13 protein-coding genes are annotated in these 18,225 nt (G+C 52.3%); 4 read left to right on the top strand and 9 right to left on the bottom strand.

Going from position 1 to position 18,225, the window contains the following annotated elements; genetic code table 11:
- Nucleotides 1–306 precede the first annotated feature (306 nt).
- From groL to Q8W32_RS11040, 3 genes are all read right to left on the bottom strand, one after another.
- Nucleotides 307–1,947, bottom strand: coding sequence for a chaperonin GroEL (gene groL, locus Q8W32_RS11050; RefSeq protein ID WP_303434759.1), 1,641 nt, complete (start codon nt 1,945–1,947; stop codon nt 307–309).
- Nucleotides 1,948–2,004: 57 nt separating this feature from the next.
- Nucleotides 2,005–2,298, bottom strand: coding sequence for a co-chaperone GroES (locus Q8W32_RS11045; RefSeq protein ID WP_303434760.1), 294 nt, complete (start codon nt 2,296–2,298; stop codon nt 2,005–2,007).
- A gap of 165 nt (nt 2,299–2,463) precedes the next feature.
- Nucleotides 2,464–2,943 carry an FxsA family protein gene (locus Q8W32_RS11040; RefSeq protein ID WP_303434762.1) on the bottom strand — a complete coding sequence of 160 codons (480 nt, stop codon included), beginning with the start codon at nt 2,941–2,943 and terminating at the stop codon, nt 2,464–2,466.
- Between the two features lie 339 nt (nt 2,944–3,282).
- On the opposite strand from Q8W32_RS11040, the gene Q8W32_RS11035 reads away from it, so the two are divergent.
- The 3 genes from Q8W32_RS11035 (at nt 3,283) to Q8W32_RS11025 (ending at nt 5,336) form a co-directional block, all read left to right on the top strand.
- Complete coding sequence (locus Q8W32_RS11035; RefSeq protein ID WP_303434763.1) at nt 3,283–3,618, top strand: MGMT family protein; 336 nt, start codon at nt 3,283–3,285, stop codon at nt 3,616–3,618.
- Nucleotides 3,619–3,700: 82 nt separating this feature from the next.
- Nucleotides 3,701–4,270, top strand: a complete 570-nt coding sequence (locus Q8W32_RS11030; RefSeq protein WP_305414947.1) for an NUDIX hydrolase — start codon at nt 3,701–3,703, stop codon at nt 4,268–4,270.
- A 250-nt stretch (nt 4,271–4,520) separates the two neighbouring features.
- Complete coding sequence (locus Q8W32_RS11025) at nt 4,521–5,336, top strand: hypothetical protein (RefSeq protein WP_303434765.1); 816 nt, start codon at nt 4,521–4,523, stop codon at nt 5,334–5,336.
- A gap of 54 nt (nt 5,337–5,390) precedes the next feature.
- Here Q8W32_RS11025 and Q8W32_RS11020 read toward each other — a convergent pair whose 3' ends face one another.
- The 6 genes from Q8W32_RS11020 to Q8W32_RS10995 all read right to left on the bottom strand — a co-directional run bounded on the left by Q8W32_RS11020 (nt 5,391) and on the right by Q8W32_RS10995 (nt 16,149).
- On the bottom strand, nt 5,391–6,845 hold the full coding sequence (locus Q8W32_RS11020) for a sigma-54 dependent transcriptional regulator (protein WP_303434767.1): 1,455 nt from the start codon (nt 6,843–6,845) through the stop codon (nt 5,391–5,393).
- 374 nt (nt 6,846–7,219) lie between these two features.
- On the bottom strand, nt 7,220–9,775 hold the full coding sequence (locus Q8W32_RS11015) for a cellulose synthase subunit BcsC-related outer membrane protein (protein ID WP_305414946.1): 2,556 nt from the start codon (nt 9,773–9,775) through the stop codon (nt 7,220–7,222).
- On the bottom strand, nt 9,772–10,833 hold the full coding sequence (locus Q8W32_RS11010; RefSeq protein WP_305414945.1) for a glycosyl hydrolase family 8: 1,062 nt from the start codon (nt 10,831–10,833) through the stop codon (nt 9,772–9,774). Before Q8W32_RS11010 ends, Q8W32_RS11015 begins: the two co-directional genes overlap by 4 nt.
- Entirely contained in the window at nt 10,833–13,094 is a 2,262-nt protein-coding gene (locus Q8W32_RS11005; RefSeq protein WP_305414944.1) for a cellulose biosynthesis cyclic di-GMP-binding regulatory protein BcsB, read from the bottom strand. The genes Q8W32_RS11010 and Q8W32_RS11005 overlap by 1 nt, the downstream gene beginning before the upstream one ends.
- 101 nt (nt 13,095–13,195) lie before the next feature.
- On the bottom strand, nt 13,196–15,442 hold the full coding sequence (bcsA, locus tag Q8W32_RS11000) for a UDP-forming cellulose synthase catalytic subunit (RefSeq protein WP_303434774.1): 2,247 nt from the start codon (nt 15,440–15,442) through the stop codon (nt 13,196–13,198).
- Nucleotides 15,443–15,792: 350 nt separating this feature from the next.
- A complete protein-coding gene (locus Q8W32_RS10995; RefSeq protein WP_305414942.1) occupies nt 15,793–16,149 on the bottom strand; it encodes a hypothetical protein in 357 nt (118 codons plus the stop codon).
- A gap of 586 nt (nt 16,150–16,735) precedes the next feature.
- On the opposite strand from Q8W32_RS10995, the gene mqo reads away from it, so the two are divergent.
- Entirely contained in the window at nt 16,736–18,220 is a 1,485-nt protein-coding gene (gene mqo, locus Q8W32_RS10990) for a malate dehydrogenase (quinone) (protein ID WP_305414941.1), read from the top strand.
- The last annotated feature ends 5 nt before the right edge of the window (nt 18,221–18,225 follow it).

The raw sequence follows: 18,225 nt of genomic DNA, 5'->3' as shown, positions 1-18,225 counted from the left end.
CAAGGTAATAAACGCCAACCCGCAGGTAGGGGACCTATTTTCTACCGCTGCCATGGTCACGACAACGTAGTGACCATGATCTTTACATTTTCAAGACAAAAGCAACGAAGAAAATCCACCGATAGAAGCTTGGGTGATGCAAAGTGTCGTTGAAGACACCGCCAGAAATCCTGTGTTATTAGCGTACAGCAAGGCTCGACAGGTGGCAGCCCCCATACAACCTGGCCAATAAAAAACCCGCGCTGATTACTCAGCGCGGGTTTTTTATCAAGCGTGGTAGCCGGAAGCTAATGGAGGTTATTTACCTCACATCATGCCGCCCATGCCTCCCATTCCGCCCATGCCGCCCATATCAGGCATTGCTGGAGTTTCTTTAGGGATCTCGGCAACCATGGCTTCAGTGGTGATCATCAGGCCAGCAACAGAGGCTGCTGCTTGCAGGGATGAACGAGTCACTTTGGCAGGGTCAAGGATACCCAGGTCGATCATGTCGCCGTATTCGCCAGAGGCGGCGTTAAAGCCAAATGCGCCTTCGCCAGCTTTGACTTTGTCGACCACTACGGAACCTTCGGCACCGGCGTTGGCGGCGATTTGACGGATAGGTGCTTCCATCGCACGCAGGGCCAGGGCAATACCGACGTTTTGGTCTTCGTTGTCACCCACGACGGTTACGTTGCTCAGGGCACGTACCAGGGCAACACCACCACCAGCAACCACGCCTTCTTCTACCGCAGCACGGGTAGCGTTCAGGGCGTCGTCAACGCGGTCTTTTTTCTCTTTCATTTCAACTTCAGAACCAGCACCCACTTTGATCACGGCGACGCCGCCGGCCAGTTTGGCAACACGTTCCTGCAGTTTTTCTTTGTCGTAGTCAGAAGTCGATGCGGCCATTTCGGCACGGATCTGTTCAACACGGGCAGAGACTTCGGTGCCAGAACCAGCGCCATCAACCACCACGGTGTTTTCTTTGCTGATAACCACTTTCTTAGCGGTACCCAGCATTTCAATGCCGACGGTTTCCAGTGACATGCCCACTTCTTCGCTGATCACTTGACCACCGGTCAGGATGGCGATGTCTTGCAGCATGGCTTTACGACGATCGCCGAAGCCTGGAGCTTTAACCGCAGCCACTTTGAATGTGCCACGCAGGTTGTTGACAACCAGTGTTGCCAGCGCTTGTCCTTCTACGTCTTCTGCCACGATCAGCAGTGGACGGCCGGACTTGGCAACGTTTTCCAGTACTGGAATCAGCTCTTGCAGGTTGTCGACTTTTTTGTCAACCAGCAGGATCAGTGGGTTTTCCAGTTCGGCGGTCATTTTTTCCTGGTTGTTGACGAAGTAAGGTGACAGGTAGCCACGGTCAAACTGCATACCTTCAACAACTTCCAGCTCGTCTTCGAAGCCTTTGCCTTCTTCAACGGTGATAACGCCTTCTTTGCCTACTTTTGCCATGGCTTCTGCAATCAGAGTACCAACCGTGGAATCTGAGTTGGCAGAGATGGTGCCAACCTGGGCAATGGCTTTGCTGTCTTCACATGGTTTGGCCTGGGCTTTCAGCTGTTCAACAACGGCAGAGGTTGCCTTGTCGATACCGCGTTTCAGGTCCATTGGGTTCATGCCTGCAGCGACGGCTTTCAGGCCTTCGTTGACAATGGCTTGTGCCAGTACTGTTGCAGTGGTGGTGCCGTCACCGGCTTTGTCGTTGGTCTGGGAAGCAACTTCCTTGACCATTTGTGCGCCCATGTTTTCGAACTTGTCTTCCAGTTCGATTTCACGTGCAACCGAGACACCATCTTTGGTGATGGTGGGTGCGCCAAATGATTTTTCCAGTACAACGTTGCGGCCTTTGGGACCCAGAGTCACTTTGACGGCGTTTGCCAGGACGTTAACGCCTGCCAGCATTTTTTGACGAGCATCGTTGCCAAATTTAACTTCTTTAGCGGACATAATGTTTTTTCCTCAAAATTTATTCAGTTACAAACGGGGATCAACAGGAAGCGTGAATCAGGCTTCCAATACGCCGTAGATGTCGCTTTCATTCAGAATCAGCAGTTCTTCACCATCGATGTCGATGGTGTTGGAACCGGAGTACTTGCCGAAGACCACGGTGTCGCCCACTGCAACTGCCAGAGCCTGTACATCACCATTGGTCAAAACGCGACCCGTACCAACAGCAACCACTTCTCCTTGATTCGGTTTTTCAGCAACAGAACCTGGAAGCAAGATACCGCCAGCGGTGGTTTGCTCTTCTTCCTTGCGACGAACAACAACACGATCGTGTAAAGGACGGATTTTCATTTGAGGTTATCTCCAATGTATAAAGCAATGTTTGCGGTGTGCGGGGCAGATGGTGTCATACACCCGCCCCAAATCTGTGTGTTTCGATAATTGGGACGCTGCGATGGTTTTCAACACCCGATGTGAAAAAAAATTGCATTTGGTGCTATTTGAACCCTGCACCACTCAGTCTTCGCGGCGATATTCACCTTCGATCACATCCGGACGGTGGCGATGCGGCTCGGGTCGGTCTGCAAACGGCGACGGGCGCTCTCCCATTGGCCGACTGGCAAAGCCACCACTTTCCATGACGACCCGTGGCTTGATCAGTTTGAGCACATGGCTGACCAATGCCAGACGGGTGGCCGGTACCAGCAAGGCACAGCCAACAGCATCGGTCAGGAAACCGGGGGTCAGCAGTAAGGCACCGGCCAGGGCCAGCAAAAATCCTTCTGCCAGCTCACGCGCTGGCAAGGTACCTTCCTGCATTTTCTGGCTGGCACGCATCAGTACATCCATGCCCTGTTTTTTAAGGATGTTGACACCAATAATGGCGGTCAAAAAGATGATCACCAGCGTCCAGATAACGCCGATATAACCACCCACCTTGATTAAAACGGCCAGTTCCAACAGTGGTACTACGATAAACAATACTAAAAACGGCACAATTGCCTCCTGGTCTGTACTTTATATTCTGTAGGGTTGGATACTCCCACGCCCAAAAATTCCACCCAATCGGATACGCAGAAGGCAACCAGAGCGCCTCGTTCTATGGTTAATCGGGGCGTAGTGGGCAAAAAGCAAGGGCTGGCAAGCAACAGATTACAATCCAGTGTAACCACTGTGACTACTCGTGGTGGTGAAAGCCGATCCAGCGTTGAATCTGCCGGCATTATTGCAGCATGAGGCATGGCTAACATTGATTGCAGTTTTAGGCCGGGGTGTCCAGCTCCCTGCCATTGTGGTTACACTGTCGGCCCAAAAACTTCCATAACAGGCCGTCTCATGGTCCGTGTGCCCCGGTTTGTGGCTCCGGTCACGCCCAACGATATCCGTTTGTTTACCCTGCTTGCCAGCGTTCCTGCTGGCCGCGTCGTTACCTATGGCCAGCTGGCCGAGATGATCGGTGCACCACGGCGTGCACGCTGGGTGGGTCAGATCCTGAAGCAATTACCCCAAGACAGTAGCTTGCCCTGGCATCGGGTAATCAATGCCCAGGGGCGCATCAGTCTGTCGATGCTGGAAGGCGGCCGCAGGCAGGCCGAACGCTTACGGGCGGAAGGTGTGGTGGTGTCGGCGGAGGGACGTATCAGTTTGCGGCTGTACCGCTGGATGCCATAATCAGGTACGACATTCAGGGCCATCCGGGTAACTGCTTGTCGAATCCTTGTTGGTTGTCGCCGTCTGGTTATGGAGCCATTGTATGCTGACGTCTGTTTTGATTGGTTTTGTGCTATTGCCCTTACTGGTAACCGCGTCCATCGCGGTCGTTGCCGAGCCACCGGCGGGGGTGATTGCCTACGCTTGCGTTGATTCCCGGGCTCAGGTGCTGCTGGCATATGATAACGGCAAGGATCGTAATGGCTGGGCCGCTTTTGGTGGCCATGGTGCCAAAGGGGAAAGTATCGCGGATACGGCTGCCCGTGAGTTCCGTGAAGAAACCAGCTGTATGTTTGCGACTCCGCAGCCAGCAGATCTTGAAGGACGTGAACGCTCACGGGTTGGCCCTTTTTATACCTATGTTGCTGAGGTTGAATATGTCGACCCCGCGGCGATTGCGGCGTCTTCCTGCGGCACAATCGGAGAACGCAAGGACTGGATCTGGGTCAATCTGGAAGATCTGGTCAGCGCCTTGCGCAGTGGTGATGACGTTGCCGATGCCCAGGTGGCGACTAAATCATATCCGTTGTGGTTTGCGGGTCGCTTGTCGTTACAACAAGCGTTACGTGATGGCTTGTTACCGGAATCCAGTGCAGTGTGTCTGCCGAAATAGTCCAATCCGACAGCAGAAACCAGTCAATCCAAAGCTCCCTCGCGCCGCTGAGATGCGGTAATTTCTGGCGGCTGCCTGTTGCTCTGTTTTTATTAGCCGGATATTGTCTGCCGCGTTGCTGCCCGCGGCACATAAGCTGCCATGTCGGATGCGGATAAAGCAGCCAAACAATAACAATCAATATCCTTGTTTACCGTTCAGGCCATCGCCGCCAAGCCAGCCTGTACTCTCATTATGCTGAGGTTTTTGCATGTTGGTGCTGGCCAAGATCCTGATTACTTTTTTAAGCGTTGTATTACTGGTGCGGGTAGCCGAAAAAATGAGCCCCCGGCACGCTGGCTTGTTGGCGGGCTTTCCACTGGGAACCGGTATCGCTCTGTATTTTTTTGGCTGGCAACAAGGGGCTGATTTTGCCGCCACCAGCGCGGTATTTACCTTGTCGGGGCTAACTTCGGCCGTTTGCCTGGCCTGGGGCTATTGGCGGGTGATCCACTGGCGTTCCGGCTTGGGCTGGGTGCCGGTGGCTATTGCCGCTGGCTTGTTGTGCTTTTTTACCAGCAGCTGGTTGTTGCAGCAATTGCCGCCACATCGTGGTGTAGGGCTATTGGTGGTTGTCTTGGCAATTTTGCTGTTTCGTACGCTGTTTGGCGTCATTCACGACACGGCGCCGACACGGCACGATCCTCATATTCACGCCACCTGGTTCCATCAGCCTCTGGTGAAACTGGTATTTCGTGCCGCCATGGCGACATTGACCATCTTGCTGATTACCGGGTTGGCGGATGTGCTTGGCCCGCAGCGCGCCGGGCTGCTGGCGGCATTTCCGGTGAGTTTTTTCCCGTTGCTGCTGATTTTGCACCTGGGCCAGGGGGCAAATGTGGTGGCGCGTACCATTCGTTCTTACCCGGATGGTTTGGGCGCTCTGGTGGTCTACGCCTTGTGTGTCAGCTACAGCTATCCACTGCTCGGGCTACACTGGGGCACGGTCGTCAGCTTGCTGGCTGCGACCCTGTATCTGGTTGTTTATGGAGCAATACGACAGCGCCTGCTGCGCCCTGCCCGATAGCTGGCTCACCATGATCCGGTGCAACGCTCTGTTTGCGTTGGCACCGGACAAGCGTCAGACACATTCTTTTTCTTTGCGCTGCAGGTGGTACTTGCGCATTTTTTCAACCAGTGTGGTGCGACGAATATTCAATTTTTCTGCCGCTCTGGCAACAACGCCATTGGCATCATCCAGCGCCTGTTGGATCAGCGACGATTCCAGCTCTGACAGATATTCCCGCAGATCCAGTCCATCCTCGGGCAGCACTGCAGTACTCTCCATCGATGCCTCTGCTTGAGCCGGGTCGGTATCGGCGGTTGTGGCCAGGGATGCCACTTCTTCGTCATCCAGATGGCGGAGTTTTTTCGGCAGTTCGTTTACCCCGATCACACCATATGGAAAAAGAATCGCCAGCCGCTCGACCAGGTTGGCCAGCTCCCGGACGTTGCCGTGCCATTCATGGCGGCACAACGACATAATGGCGGCGGAATTAAAACGAATGGATCCTCGCTTTTCATTTTCCAACCGTACAATCAGCTCATTCAGCAACAGCGGTAAGTCTTCAACACGTTCACGCAAGGAAGGCATTTCAATGGGGAAGACATTCAGGCGATAGTACAAGTCTTCCCGAAAATCGCCTTCTTCGATCATGTGTTCGAGGTTTTTGTGAGTGGCGGCAATAATACGAACGTTGGTTTCCAGGGTTTTATTGCTGCCAACCCGCTCGTAAGTGTGTTCTTGCAAGACCCTCAGCATTTTGACTTGCATGCTCAGCGGCATATCGCCGATTTCATCGAGAAACAGGGTGCCGCCTTCGGCCATTTCAAAGCGCCCGATCCGGTTGGCAATGGCCCCTGTAAAGGAGCCTTTTTCATGGCCAAACAATTCGCTTTCCAGTAGTTCAGCCGGAATGGCACCACAGTTAACCGGCACAAATGGCTTGTTACGTCGGCTGGAATGGTAGTGCAGGTTACGGGCTACGACTTCTTTGCCGGTACCGGATTCTCCCAGAATCAACACACTGACGTCTTTATCGGCCACTTGCATAATCAGCTCACGGACCTGCTGAATCGAGCGGCTGGTTCCCACCAGACTACGGAACAGCTGGATATCACGGCGTTCGCGGCGGCCTTCTTCCTGGGAATATTGTTCACGGTACAGCTGGCAGCGATGCAGGCTGTCCAGCAGGCTGTTGTAGCTGGGTGGCGATTCTACGGTGGCAATCACGGAACGGCGCACGGCATCCGGCAGGCTGTCCAGGCCATGATCTCGGCCAAGGCACAGAATTGGCGCGGCCTTGTCCCACTGATGCACGGCGGTTATAACGGTACGAAACAGCCCCTGGCTATCGTCCCCGATCAGCACAGCCGATATACGATGACTGTCGTCGGTGCGCTGCGTGACTTCTTGTTGCCAATGCTGGCTATCACTGACAATGACTTCTTCTCCAAGAAAGTCCAGAATCACCCGCATGTCATGACGACGCTGTTGATCATCGTCGATAAGCAGGATTTTTATATCTCTCCACATACGCAATCTTCCTTTATGTCAGGCATTGCCTCATTCTACTGCTGCTTCCAGAGCTACGGCATAACAACGCATTGTGTTACCGCTTGATCACTTCGGTAAAGCCAGCGATCGACGGATGCTGCGATATTATTCCAAAGCACGGCACGATCATGACGTCTGTTGAGGTATTCATAGACTGATGACCTTTCAAGAAGTGCGTATTTTGACTATATCAAATAATCAGAGCAGCCATTCAGCAGAAATGTCACGGCTGGTACTTTGGTTTTGTCTTGTTTTTAACGACAGGGCAGCGGCAGGCTGATGATGTGATGAAGTTGGCAGAAAAGCAGGCGTTGCAACCATGCAACGCCTGTTGCAACACCCATTGTTGGGTACTAGCGGATACTGCTGGACCAGTTTGGCAGGTCGGACGCCAGAACAAAGCGGCGGGAATCCAGTGTCAGGCGAACTGCCAGCATAAAGCCGAATTCGTTGAAGTCGGGAGACAGGCCATAAAAGACCCCTCCACCCAGCTGCGCACGCGGGTCGGCTTGCACCATTCCCACCAGTTCAAATCCCATATACATGCCACTGGCTTCGTTATCGGTATAGAACTCCGAGCACAGGCTACTCTCCAGCGGTAACAGAGGGGCGCAGTCTTCCTGGTGCTGCTGATAGCCGAAGCTGATCTTGCCTCTGGCGACAAAGTTGCGTTGTTCCCGTGTCTGGGCAGAGAGTTCACCGCCGTATTTGAACAACTGTTGTGGGCTGAAATAGCCACCATGGCCAATGGTGTATTTGCTCAGGTTTTGATCGAACCGTTGGAAGGTAAAGGTAGGTCCCAGTGTGATCCGTTCCCAGCTATCCCCAGTCCACTGTTTCTGGGCCCTGAGTGAGAATTCCATTTCATCGTTGGAAGCTACCTGTGTACCTGTCAGTGATGCGCTTTTCAGTCCCAGCGCCGCGCCATAATTATTGCTCAGATCCAGAAAAACCCCTGCCCGGACGCCCTTGCTGCTGACCGCTCCCCAGGCCTCGCCATCGTAGGGGTCATACATTCCGACATAGGAAAGAATTGATTCTTTCACCGAGCGAGAAAACAGTTCGAGATTGATATTGCCGCGCTGCATCTGGAAATCCACCCCCAATGCACCTTCTGTACGGGCGGAGATAGGCGCATTGCTCGGCGTCAGTCCAATGGAGAAATAGGGCGAGACTTTCCCTTCATAGCGGTAATCGAATTTCACATCAACCGCATTGCTGATTTCTGTTGTGGGGGTGTAGCCGTAGTCTTCTTCCTGGCCAGGGTAGTTACCCACCAGAGAATAGTCTTCCAGAGAACCACTGCTCAAATTAACCCCGGAAAGCTGCAAATCAAACATATGGCGGCGATAGCTGAACTCTCCGCTAAGCAACGGCAAACGCTGGGTATCCAATTGACTGGTCCCACTATCGCCGGAGCGGAAATAAAACAGCATGCCCCCCATCAAGCCTGGCGAGCTGACGCCTTTCAGTTCGGGGTATTTGTCCGGCGCTTCATCATAGGCGGTCAGGTAGCGTCCGGTGTTATAGGCTTCTTCACTGTTTTTGACCGTCAGCAACTCCTGCAAAGGGCCGGACTGGTCTTCCGCGGTTTTTTCCAGTTGTACCCGATCGGTATCATACAGGCTGTAATACAGCCCCTGGGCAACGTCTTCAGTCGGGTTCTCACGATAGGCTTTTTCGAACGCCAGGGCGGCGCTGTCCTTGTCACCCATATGGTAGGATGCCCAGCCATACATGGCCTCATCATCCAGACTGCGAGGGGCGTATTGCTCGGCTTCTTTCAGGTAGGCAATGGTGCTTTCATAATCCTCTTCATTAAAGGCCGCACTCGCCCGCTGTGACAGGATACTGCCCAGCATTTCGCTCATCAATGGGTCGCTGATGTTGTTACGCGCCAGTAATTCGGCTTCATCCAGATTCCCGAGACGCCCCTGGATCGTTGCCATGGCACGGGTGGTCTGTTCGGAAGGTGTCCAGTCGTGTGCTCGCTGGAACCATTCTTCTGCCTGAATCAGTTGCTCATCCCGGTACAGTGCCCAGCCAAACATCAGTGCAAAGCCACTGTCGCGCTGCGACATGACTTCTTCTTCAAAGTCTGGAATAGCATCAATGACAACACCGTCATCGCCATCCCGAGCCGCATTCAGAACCCGCGTACGCATCAGTTCCCGCTTCATCAGGGTCAGGTTGCTCTGGCTGATGCGATTACTCGTTCGGGTGTCTTCCTGTTCGTACATGGCATCAATTTCTGCCGCTGTCAGCTGCTGTTGCGCCCGGCGGAATGTATTAACACGGGTTTCATCTTCGCGGCAGTCTTTCATCATTGAAAGGTAAATCTGGCGGGTACTGTCCGGATCATCCAGCTCGTAGTAGGCGTCGGCCAGCGTCCAAAGATTGTAGTATTGCTCGCAGGTAAACAAGCCGGGGTCACGCTGGGACAGGTAGACAATACTACGCCAGTCTCCGTTCGCCATGGCCTGATCCAGTTCTTTTTTATTTTTGCCCGCTTCCAGCAATTCCATCATTTTGTCTGGCGGGTTCCATTCTGGCGATATTCTTTTCAGCTCGGTAATCTTGCTATCCATGCGCTGATATTCTTCCATTTGCAGCCATTGCCACAAACGCATTTCTTCCCGCCGTTGCGCTTCAAGTACAGGGTCGGGTGCGGCCTGAACCGGCGTCGTGCGTCGAGGTGCCTGGGGGGCAACCTGGGGCTTGGCCGCTTCAAGTGTTGGCAGATCGTCTTCCAGGATATTGGCTTGTCCGGAAGTACCAATCGCCAGAAACAGAGGTGCTCCATGGGCGGCAGTAAACGGATCTGCTCCTATTTCTGCCCCCTGCACTAGCTGAGTTGATGAAACTATCAGGCCACCCAGTAGCCAGAAACGAGGTGTCGATAATATCATTTAAGAAATTGCTCCTTATAGGCCACCCGGCTGAGTAACAGCAGGCTGGCGGAATAATAATCCTGACCGTGAATATCTTTGGTAATTGCTGTATTCGGAGCAGCAATCTGACCTTTACTCTGGCCGTTATCAATTGCCCTGTCGGTCAGCTGCCAGATTGCCCGAAAGCCATCCGGGGCGGGATATTCCGCTTCTTCTCCAGACAGGATATCAACCCAGGCCGGCATATATTTGCGTTGACTGGTTTGCTGCCAAAAGGTACGGCTGTTGTGTAACACGTCCGCGTCTTTTTCCCCTGACCACACCAGATACAACGGCAGGCGTATTGCCTCATAACCAAAACGTGGTGGGCGTTTCATGGCAGGAACCGGTGGCGTAATAGCAGTCATTTCAATCCAGTCTGGCGGCAGTTGCCAGCGGCCTCGTGACGCTATCTCGGTTAATTTCTTGCCATCATCAATCAAAGCTTGCCAGCGGCGGTCTGGCACCAGTTGCGCCAGCTCCTGTAAGGCCGGGTACACCCAGTACGACAGGTTAATCTGCCAGCGATTACCATGCTGAAAACCGTATTCGGCGGGCATCAATATTGTGTAGGCCCCCAGCTTCAGGATCAGCTTATCGAGAATATCTACCGTAATCCGTCGCGCCGCTTCATGATAGTCGGGATTATTCCAGCGCTCCGATCCACGCAGCAAAGCCCAGGCAATCAGTAGATCACCATCGGTGGCATTGTTTTTGTCTTGTACTCCATGGGTAGCAGACCAGTTCCAGGCAAATAGCCGGTCATCCCGTACTTGCAAGTGTGTGCGGGTCCAGCTCCACAGTTTGCGAAAGCCGGACCGATCACCATAGGCAGCAGCCAGCAACATCGCATAGCCCTGCCCTTCCGAGTGACTGATGCCTTTGTTACCGCTATCCATTACCGCTCCACTGGTTTGTACAAACGCCTGTTTGTACTGTTCCCAGCCATTATCCATCATGGCGACCGATTGACTGGCACCACACACTGCAGCGATTGCTACACTCAGGTAGCAAAACGCATGTACCAGTCGATGCATTAGTGATGGGTTTCCCTGAAGCGTGTCAGCAACCAACGGATAAACAGGGCAAGCAGCAGCAGGAACAGCAGCAATACGCCGATAAACATCCATGGGTCAGCGGACAAGTGATAGATCAGCCAGTTTGAAAATCTTGGTTGACCGATATGATAGCTCTCTCCCAGAGAGCGGGCGTAAACCTCTTCTTCTCCTGCCTTCCAGGCCGTTACATCCCCTTGCACGTTACTCCAGATTTCCGGGGTAATCAGCTCTCGCGAAGTTGCCAACAAATTCTTGCCGGAGCCAGCGGTGAACAAGGTAACGGTATTGGCGTAGTCGCCCCCCTGGAATTGCATCAGCAAACCGAAATCACCCAGGCCATTCCCCTGCAGGGATGGATTGACATAGTTAAATTCGCGAGCACCGTACTCATCCGCGTTTATCCACAAACGCGAGCCTTCGTAACGCGGCTGCTGACCGGCTTCGGCGGCACGGGCGTATTGCAGCAGGCTTTCTTCACCCAGCTTGATGGGTGCCAGTTTCAACAGATTGGCATCCAGACCTTGTACCGTACCCACAACAATCAGATTGTCGCTATCCAGACCACTGAGGTCACCAAGGCGGTATTGCAAGTCGGTCGATACATGCCGCATGACTTCTGCCAGCTTGCCCATCAAGGTCCAGGAAGCGGCCAAAACATCAGAATCATTACTGCTCAAACCCACTACGGTCGTTTCACCATCATCGTTATAGCTGTAAGGGTAACCAGTGGTGGCCAGCAATTTCATGTTCGGCATTTCGACATAGCTGTCCAGCCCACTGAATTCAATGGTGGTATCGTCGTACAGGGTAAAGAGCAAGTTGGCATCATTACGCAGTTGGCACTCGGCCGAGCTGTCGGTCATCATCCGAGCCGCAAACGTCAGGGTATTCATACCTGGCTTGAGCGACCGGGTCGGAATCGTAATCGTGTGACGACGAACCGCTTCGCCTTCAATTTCGCTGAGGCGAACCACGTTTTCAAAACGACCGTTAATAAAGATATTGAATACCGAATCACCCCGCATGCCAGCGCCATAAGCAAAATGCAGGTTCAGATCCACACTGCTGGTCTCTGCCACATAGGTGTCTGGTGGCAGCATGATCCCTACATCAACACTACCGCCTCCAGCACCACTCATGGTGGTGGTTTCGTAACCAAAATCATAGAGCCGGTAGGTCGTATTCTGGGACACCATATTGGAGGCCGCAAAACGTGGCAGGTGATCCATTTTCAAACCATTGAAATTGGCTACGGCCTGGTCGGGCAGAGGAAAATTCATATAACCAAGAATACGTGCGGCAATCGCCACGTCTTCTGCCTGGATGCCGGAAACCACCATAATAAAGTGCTGGGGGTCTTCATCCATGGGGAACACGCCGAGGTAAGGGCCAGAAACTGTGCTCGACCAGCGGCTACCCAACATTTGCTGCAAGTCGGCCTGGGTTCCGATGATGATGGCATCACGTCCACGTAACGGTTTCTGATCAAGGTATGGGAACTGGTAATTTTTCAGACGCTTTTGGTCGGAGGTATTTTTATACTGTAATACTTCATGGAAGATTTGTGGCGTTTTATATTCCAGATGCACCGCCGCAGCCTGAGATACCATGGCCCCCCAGGTTGCGTAGTCAGACGTCGGGAATACCGGTGTAGCCACGGTCAGTTGGTAATCACCCAGCCAGCGTTGATCAAACAGCGAGTCAATCTCTGACAGTTTCGGGTTTACCTTGGCCAGCTCACCTTCAAACTTTACATAAGAATTCTGGGTATCCAGCTGTGACCACAGCTCTGGAGCGTCCGGGTCTTCACAGTTGGATTCGTAATGCTGAACGATATTAAAAGAGATCAGGTTATACCCCGATTTGAAACGCTTGCTGGGCAGACGAATATCAGCGATCCCTTCCGGGCGAGCCGGGTTCAGCGGTATTTGGGCAACCACACTTTCATTCAGTTTGACAACCAGTTGTGAGCGCTCACCAACCAGGGCGATCGAGTTGACGTATTCCAGATGCAGTACCACCTTGTCTGGCACCATCCGTTCAGACAAAGGAATGTAGACCGGGAAAATTGTTTGGGTACCACGCAAGTCAATAGGGTTGGTTTGCCCAACCAGCTTGGCCAGTGTCATGGTATTCGGCGGCAATGCCGCATTACTGGCCCCCAGAGCCAGGGTTGTCCAGCTCAGTAAACCAGCCCCTAGAAGCGTCATTAACCAAGCGCGAAATAAAGACTGAATCATGTTGTCACTTTTCCCGTTACTTAAATGGTACGAAACACAGCATTCACAGCGCTGCCTGTGGTTCCGTTCGATTTTTCTGTTAGCCATGCACTGGCCAGATATCAAGCGCCACGCAACTTGCGCCGCATGGCCGCCATGGTATCAATCCATAGTTGCCGAAAATGTGCCGCGGAACTGCGTGCCCCGGAACTGAACAGAAACCAGAGAGTTTCTCTGACGGTACATGTTGGCATCCGCGCTGCCCGTTCCTTGACCCATAATTCACTGTCACCGTAAACAAGCGCCACCAACTGACGCTTGTGATCCAACTCATGCAGATCCACCTTGATACCAATAACAACACTGTCATCAGGTTTATGGACCGTAGCGATAACTGAGCCTGGCAAATTCACTTCTGCTTCCATGGCGGCACTGTAAGCACGCACCACCAGCTCTTGCCCGGTCAAATCCATATTCAGTTTCTGGAATACACTGCCCTTGATGCGAACACCCAGGCCACCGGAAGACATATCAACAATAGTAGCAGGGACTGACTTGCCATTCACAATCACGCGAGCAGCAATATCGGCATTAACCCTGGGTTCCTGACGCCGCTGCTTCAATTCATACAGGGCTCCGATTGCACACACCATCAGTGACAGGTTAAAAGCCTCCCAGAACATGGTGATCAGAATCACATCGCTGTCTTGTGGAATCACCTGCAAACGGATAAATCCAGCCGTTAACGAGGCCAGGTTAAAGGCCAGCAACCAGTAAAACGGCCCGGCAAGCGAGGTAATAAAGTTCTCATCCATGAACTCCCCTTTTGGCGTTACCGCAAACTCCGGTGAACGAGGGCTTTTGATTACTTCAAGAATCGCGGGCAGGGAATACAGGGACTGCATCAACTCATACAATTCCGACACCAGGGCCCAACGGTATCGACCAAACAGGAAGTCGGTCACGATCAGGGCACCCATCAAGTGCGGCAAGGCATAGGAGAAGAACTCGGTCATGTTGGCGTCGTAGATTTTCAGGCCAAAAAACAGGTACGCCGATGGTGCAACCAAAAAGGTAGCCCGCGCAAACGGGAAGAACCAGAACCCGGAGCTACTGGTGTAACACAGCCTTTGCCAGGGTTTTAATCCTTTAAAAAACAAAGGGTTTTTCAGCATGAAGATCTGCACCATGCCTTGCGCCCAACGCATCCGCTGCACCACAAACCCGGAATAGGTTTCAGGCTGCAAGCCAGCAATCATAGGGCGGTTGACATAAGCACTACGGTAACCTTTGGCATGCAGCAAAAACGCGGTTTCTGCATCCTCGGTAATGGAATCCCCGGAAATACCACCCACTTCCAGCAGGTATTTTCGACGAATAAGTGCGGCAGAGCCGCAGAAGAAAGAGGAGTCCCAAAAATCCAGACCTTCCTGGATAACCCCGTAAAACATCTCGTTTTCCCCCGGCATTTTACCGTAGGTCTGGAGGTTTTTTTCCACCGGGTCAGGGTTGATAAAAAAGTGGGGGCTTTGCACCAAAAACATCTTGGGATCATTGATCATAATACCGACCATGCGCTCAAGAATATCTCGGGTCGGTACGTGGTCGGCATCCAGAATCAGAATGTGTTCGCCGTTGGTTTTTTCCAGGGCCGCGTTAATATTACCGGCCTTGGCATGGTTGTTCTTTTCCCGGGTCAGGTAGGTCGCGCCGATACGCTCGCACATGGCCTTCAGAGTGTCGTAACGTTCCTGGGAGCTGCTAGCACGCTCAGGGTCTTCAGAATTCCGGCGGCCGACGGTACCACCATCATCCAGCAAGCAAACGTTCAACTTGTCTGCGGGATATCTGACTTGCAAGGCAGCCAGCAGGGTAATTTCCAGCATTTCCTGGGGTTCGTTATAGCTGGGAATAAAGATATCGACGGATGGTATTTTATCCGGGTCGTCCGGCAGAGGAATATGCTCGCGTTTCCTGCCTTGTATATTTACAAAACTCCCCAGGAAGGAAATAATAATGCCGTATATCTCAGCCATAAACAGAATAAGCATACAAATAAAGCTGAGCAAATCGTAATAGGTGATTGTTTCCTGCTGGCGCCAGGCAAAATAGCGCATGGAAACAAAAAAAGCAGTAATAAGAATAAGAATCCGGAGCAATCGTTGCACTTCAATCGAGCCATTGTTTCTTATGACCCGGCTTTCAAAAAAGCGCAAGAGAATAACGACGCCCACCATGCTGTAGGCCAGGACCGCTTGAGACGCAACATCCACGCGCAGCTGGGAGATGTACAGGCTGAGGAGGATAACGAGCACCCCTCCTCCGCCCATCAACCAGCCTCGTGCACGATCCGACAAATCAATCTTCATGAAATCCCCGAATAATCGTTGACGGGCAGCTGCTGCCAGGCCAACGAGACAATATTTACATCATGACCATGCACTGTCATTTTTTTGTACACATATGAGTTAAAATAGATCAGAGACATGACAATTGCAAAGCAACAATAGACGAAATGGCCACATCCCCTGTTTTTTTATATATGCATTGACGAAGTACAATTTATCAGATTGGCATGTAATCACAAATATTTATGACGCCACTCTGGCTATCTGCATTCGTAACCCTGTGTTTTATCACAGCCCACCAGGCAAACCGTGCCTGAACCACCGCCTTGCCTGACAGAATACCGCCCGGAACAACAACCAGCGCTGCCCTGTTACGGTAAAATCAGACTCACCATGCTGGCGTATTTGGACGGCACAGGAAAGCTCATGCCTTGTCCATATTCATGCAACAGCATTGAGAGCCAGCGACGTGATGTGATGATCCGTTCAAATGCAATGCGGGTACGGCCATCTTTTGTCTCCAGTCGATACCCTTCCAGGCAGATCCGTACGGATTCTGTTTCGCCTTCCAGTAACAGCGTCACCTGGATATTGCGCTGCTGTTTGTCCAGTTCGATATGCTCTACCGCTCCGGCACCGACCAGTTTTTTCTCGATCAGGGCCGTTAGTCCCTTGTTAATCATGCTGCCCAACACGCTGATACCACTCTGCTGAAAAACGCCCATCATACCTGATGCTGCCACGATTGGCAGATGCCTGATGACGTTATTCAACCTCTGTAAATGCTACTTCCGACCAACCTCCAGCCCGGATAATCCCGCAGCCATCACAACCTCATGGCTCGCTACCGGGTTTGAAAACCCTGGTTTCCCAGTGTGCAGTCTTTGACAACTGTCAACTTCAAACGAAAATTTCAAGTGCACAGCCAACACGACAGAAACATTTGTCTCGTTTAGATGTATAATTTCAGCAATTAACATCCAATGCCGGAGTTTCCCAGAACGAACCGTGCACCATGCTGTCAGCTCTAATACAACGTTTGATAGCTGGGTGCAACTGGTGTTTATCCCCGCTGGCTTGAGCGAGTGGTAACAATATACATTAGTAGCAGTCCTTGAGAGGACAGTTGTACGGATTCCGCAGTCTGTGTATAAAGCCCCGGCTCTGCATCAACTTACCCGACCACCTGTCTAACTGTAATATCTATATGGTTTTGGGGCGGCAGGCCAAAAGCCTGGGAGTTGATCGCAACAGGAATACCGGCATTCCCGGATTCCTGATAAAACGACTTTCTGATCAAAAGGCGAAATCGTAATGACTACACAACAGGTCGATGTACTCCTGGTTGGCGGAGGAGTGATGAGTGCGACCCTGGGTACGCTGCTAAGCAAGCTCGATCCAACGCTCAAACTCATGATGGTAGAACGTTTGGATCATGTCGCTCATGAGAGTACCGATGGATGGAACAACGCAGGTACCGGTCACGCTGGTTACTGTGAACTCAACTACACCGCAGAAGATGCCAACGGTAATGTGAGCATCGATCGGGCATTAACCATCAATGCCAATTTCGAACTGTCGCTCCAGCTCTGGAGCTACCTGGTCGAAACGGGAGGTCTCCCACAACCCACGCAATTCATCAACACCACGCCCCACATCAGCTTTGTATGGGGTGAAAAAAACGTTGCATTCCTGCGTCAGCGTGCAGAAAAACTGTCCGCTCACCACTTGTTCAAAGACATGGAATACAGCGAAGACCCAGAAGTACTGAAGCAGTGGATACCACTGGTGATGAACGGCCGCGATGCCAATGAGAAAGTTGCGGCGACCCGTATTGCCTACGGTTCTGACGTTGATTTCGGCTCCCTGACTCGCAACCTGGTTCAGCAGCTGGAGCAACAGGACAACTTCAATCTGCTAGTGAACCATGAAGTGGTTGATTTCGAACGTCACCAGCAAGAAAAACGCTGGACGGTGGCACTGCGAGACCGTCAGTCTGGCAAAACCAAAACCGTCAATACCGGTTTTGTTTTTCTTGGCGCCGGTGGTGGTTCCCTGCCACTGCTGCAGGCTTCAGGTATCGAAGAAGCAGAAGGTTATGGCGGCTTCCCGGTCAGTGGTCAGTGGCTGGTCTGCAAAGACAAGAAAATTGTCTCGCAGCATCATGCCAAAGTGTATGGCAAAGCAGCCATCGGTGCTCCTCCGATGTCGGTTCCCCACCTGGATACCCGAATTATCAACGGTGAACCCGCCTTGTTGTTCGGTCCTTATGCCGGGTTCACTACCAAATTCCTGAAAGCTGGCTCCAAGCTCGACCTGATCAAATCCGTTAGTACCAACAATCTGTTTCCAATGATGTCGGTTGGTATCCATAACATGGATCTGACCAAGTACCTGATCAGTGAAGTGATGCAATCCCACGATAACCGGGTAGAAACATTACGCGGCTACTTCCCTGAGTGCCAATCCAGCGACTGGACACTCGCCCACGCAGGACAACGTGTGCAAGTCATCAAGAAAGACGCCAATGGCAAAGGGAAACTGGAGTTTGGTACCGAACTGGTATCTGCTGCGGATGGCTCTCTGGCGGCCCTGCTGGGAGCATCTCCAGGTGCATCGGTTGCAGCTTATGCCATGCTGGAAGTTCTGGAAAAATGTTTTGCCGACAAAATGACCGGCGCCTGGCAGGACAGGTTAAAAACCATGATTCCATCCTATGGCCAGTCTCTGATCGAAGACAGCGAACTGCTGGAGCGTGTACGCCAACGCACATTAAGTACGCTTGAACTGAAGCCATAAATACA

This window comes from Oceanobacter sp. 3_MG-2023, from assembly GCF_030688925.1.
Classification (GTDB): Bacteria; Pseudomonadota; Gammaproteobacteria; order Pseudomonadales; family Oceanobacteraceae; genus Oceanobacter.
Note: the sequence above shows the minus strand (reverse complement) of the source record. Positions and strands in the feature narration are given on the sequence as shown.

Coding starts and splice junctions, on each gene's coding strand:
- groL (WP_303434759.1), bottom strand. CDS start 1,947: ATGTCCGCTAAAGAAGTTAAATTTGGCAACGATGCTCGTCAAAAAATG.
- Q8W32_RS11045 (WP_303434760.1), bottom strand. CDS start 2,298: ATGAAAATCCGTCCTTTACACGATCGTGTTGTTGTTCGTCGCAAGGAA.
- Q8W32_RS11035 (WP_303434763.1), top strand. CDS start 3,283: ATGGTCCGTGTGCCCCGGTTTGTGGCTCCGGTCACGCCCAACGATATC.
- Q8W32_RS11030 (WP_305414947.1), top strand. CDS start 3,701: ATGCTGACGTCTGTTTTGATTGGTTTTGTGCTATTGCCCTTACTGGTA.
- Q8W32_RS11025 (WP_303434765.1), top strand. CDS start 4,521: ATGTTGGTGCTGGCCAAGATCCTGATTACTTTTTTAAGCGTTGTATTA.
- Q8W32_RS11020 (WP_303434767.1), bottom strand. CDS start 6,845: ATGTGGAGAGATATAAAAATCCTGCTTATCGACGATGATCAACAGCGT.
- Q8W32_RS11015 (WP_305414946.1), bottom strand. CDS start 9,775: ATGATATTATCGACACCTCGTTTCTGGCTACTGGGTGGCCTGATAGTT.
- Q8W32_RS11010 (WP_305414945.1), bottom strand. CDS start 10,833: ATGCATCGACTGGTACATGCGTTTTGCTACCTGAGTGTAGCAATCGCT.
- Q8W32_RS11005 (WP_305414944.1), bottom strand. CDS start 13,094: ATGATTCAGTCTTTATTTCGCGCTTGGTTAATGACGCTTCTAGGGGCT.
- bcsA (WP_303434774.1), bottom strand. CDS start 15,442: ATGAAGATTGATTTGTCGGATCGTGCACGAGGCTGGTTGATGGGCGGA.
- Q8W32_RS10995 (WP_305414942.1), bottom strand. CDS start 16,149: ATGATGGGCGTTTTTCAGCAGAGTGGTATCAGCGTGTTGGGCAGCATG.
- mqo (WP_305414941.1), top strand. CDS start 16,736: ATGACTACACAACAGGTCGATGTACTCCTGGTTGGCGGAGGAGTGATG.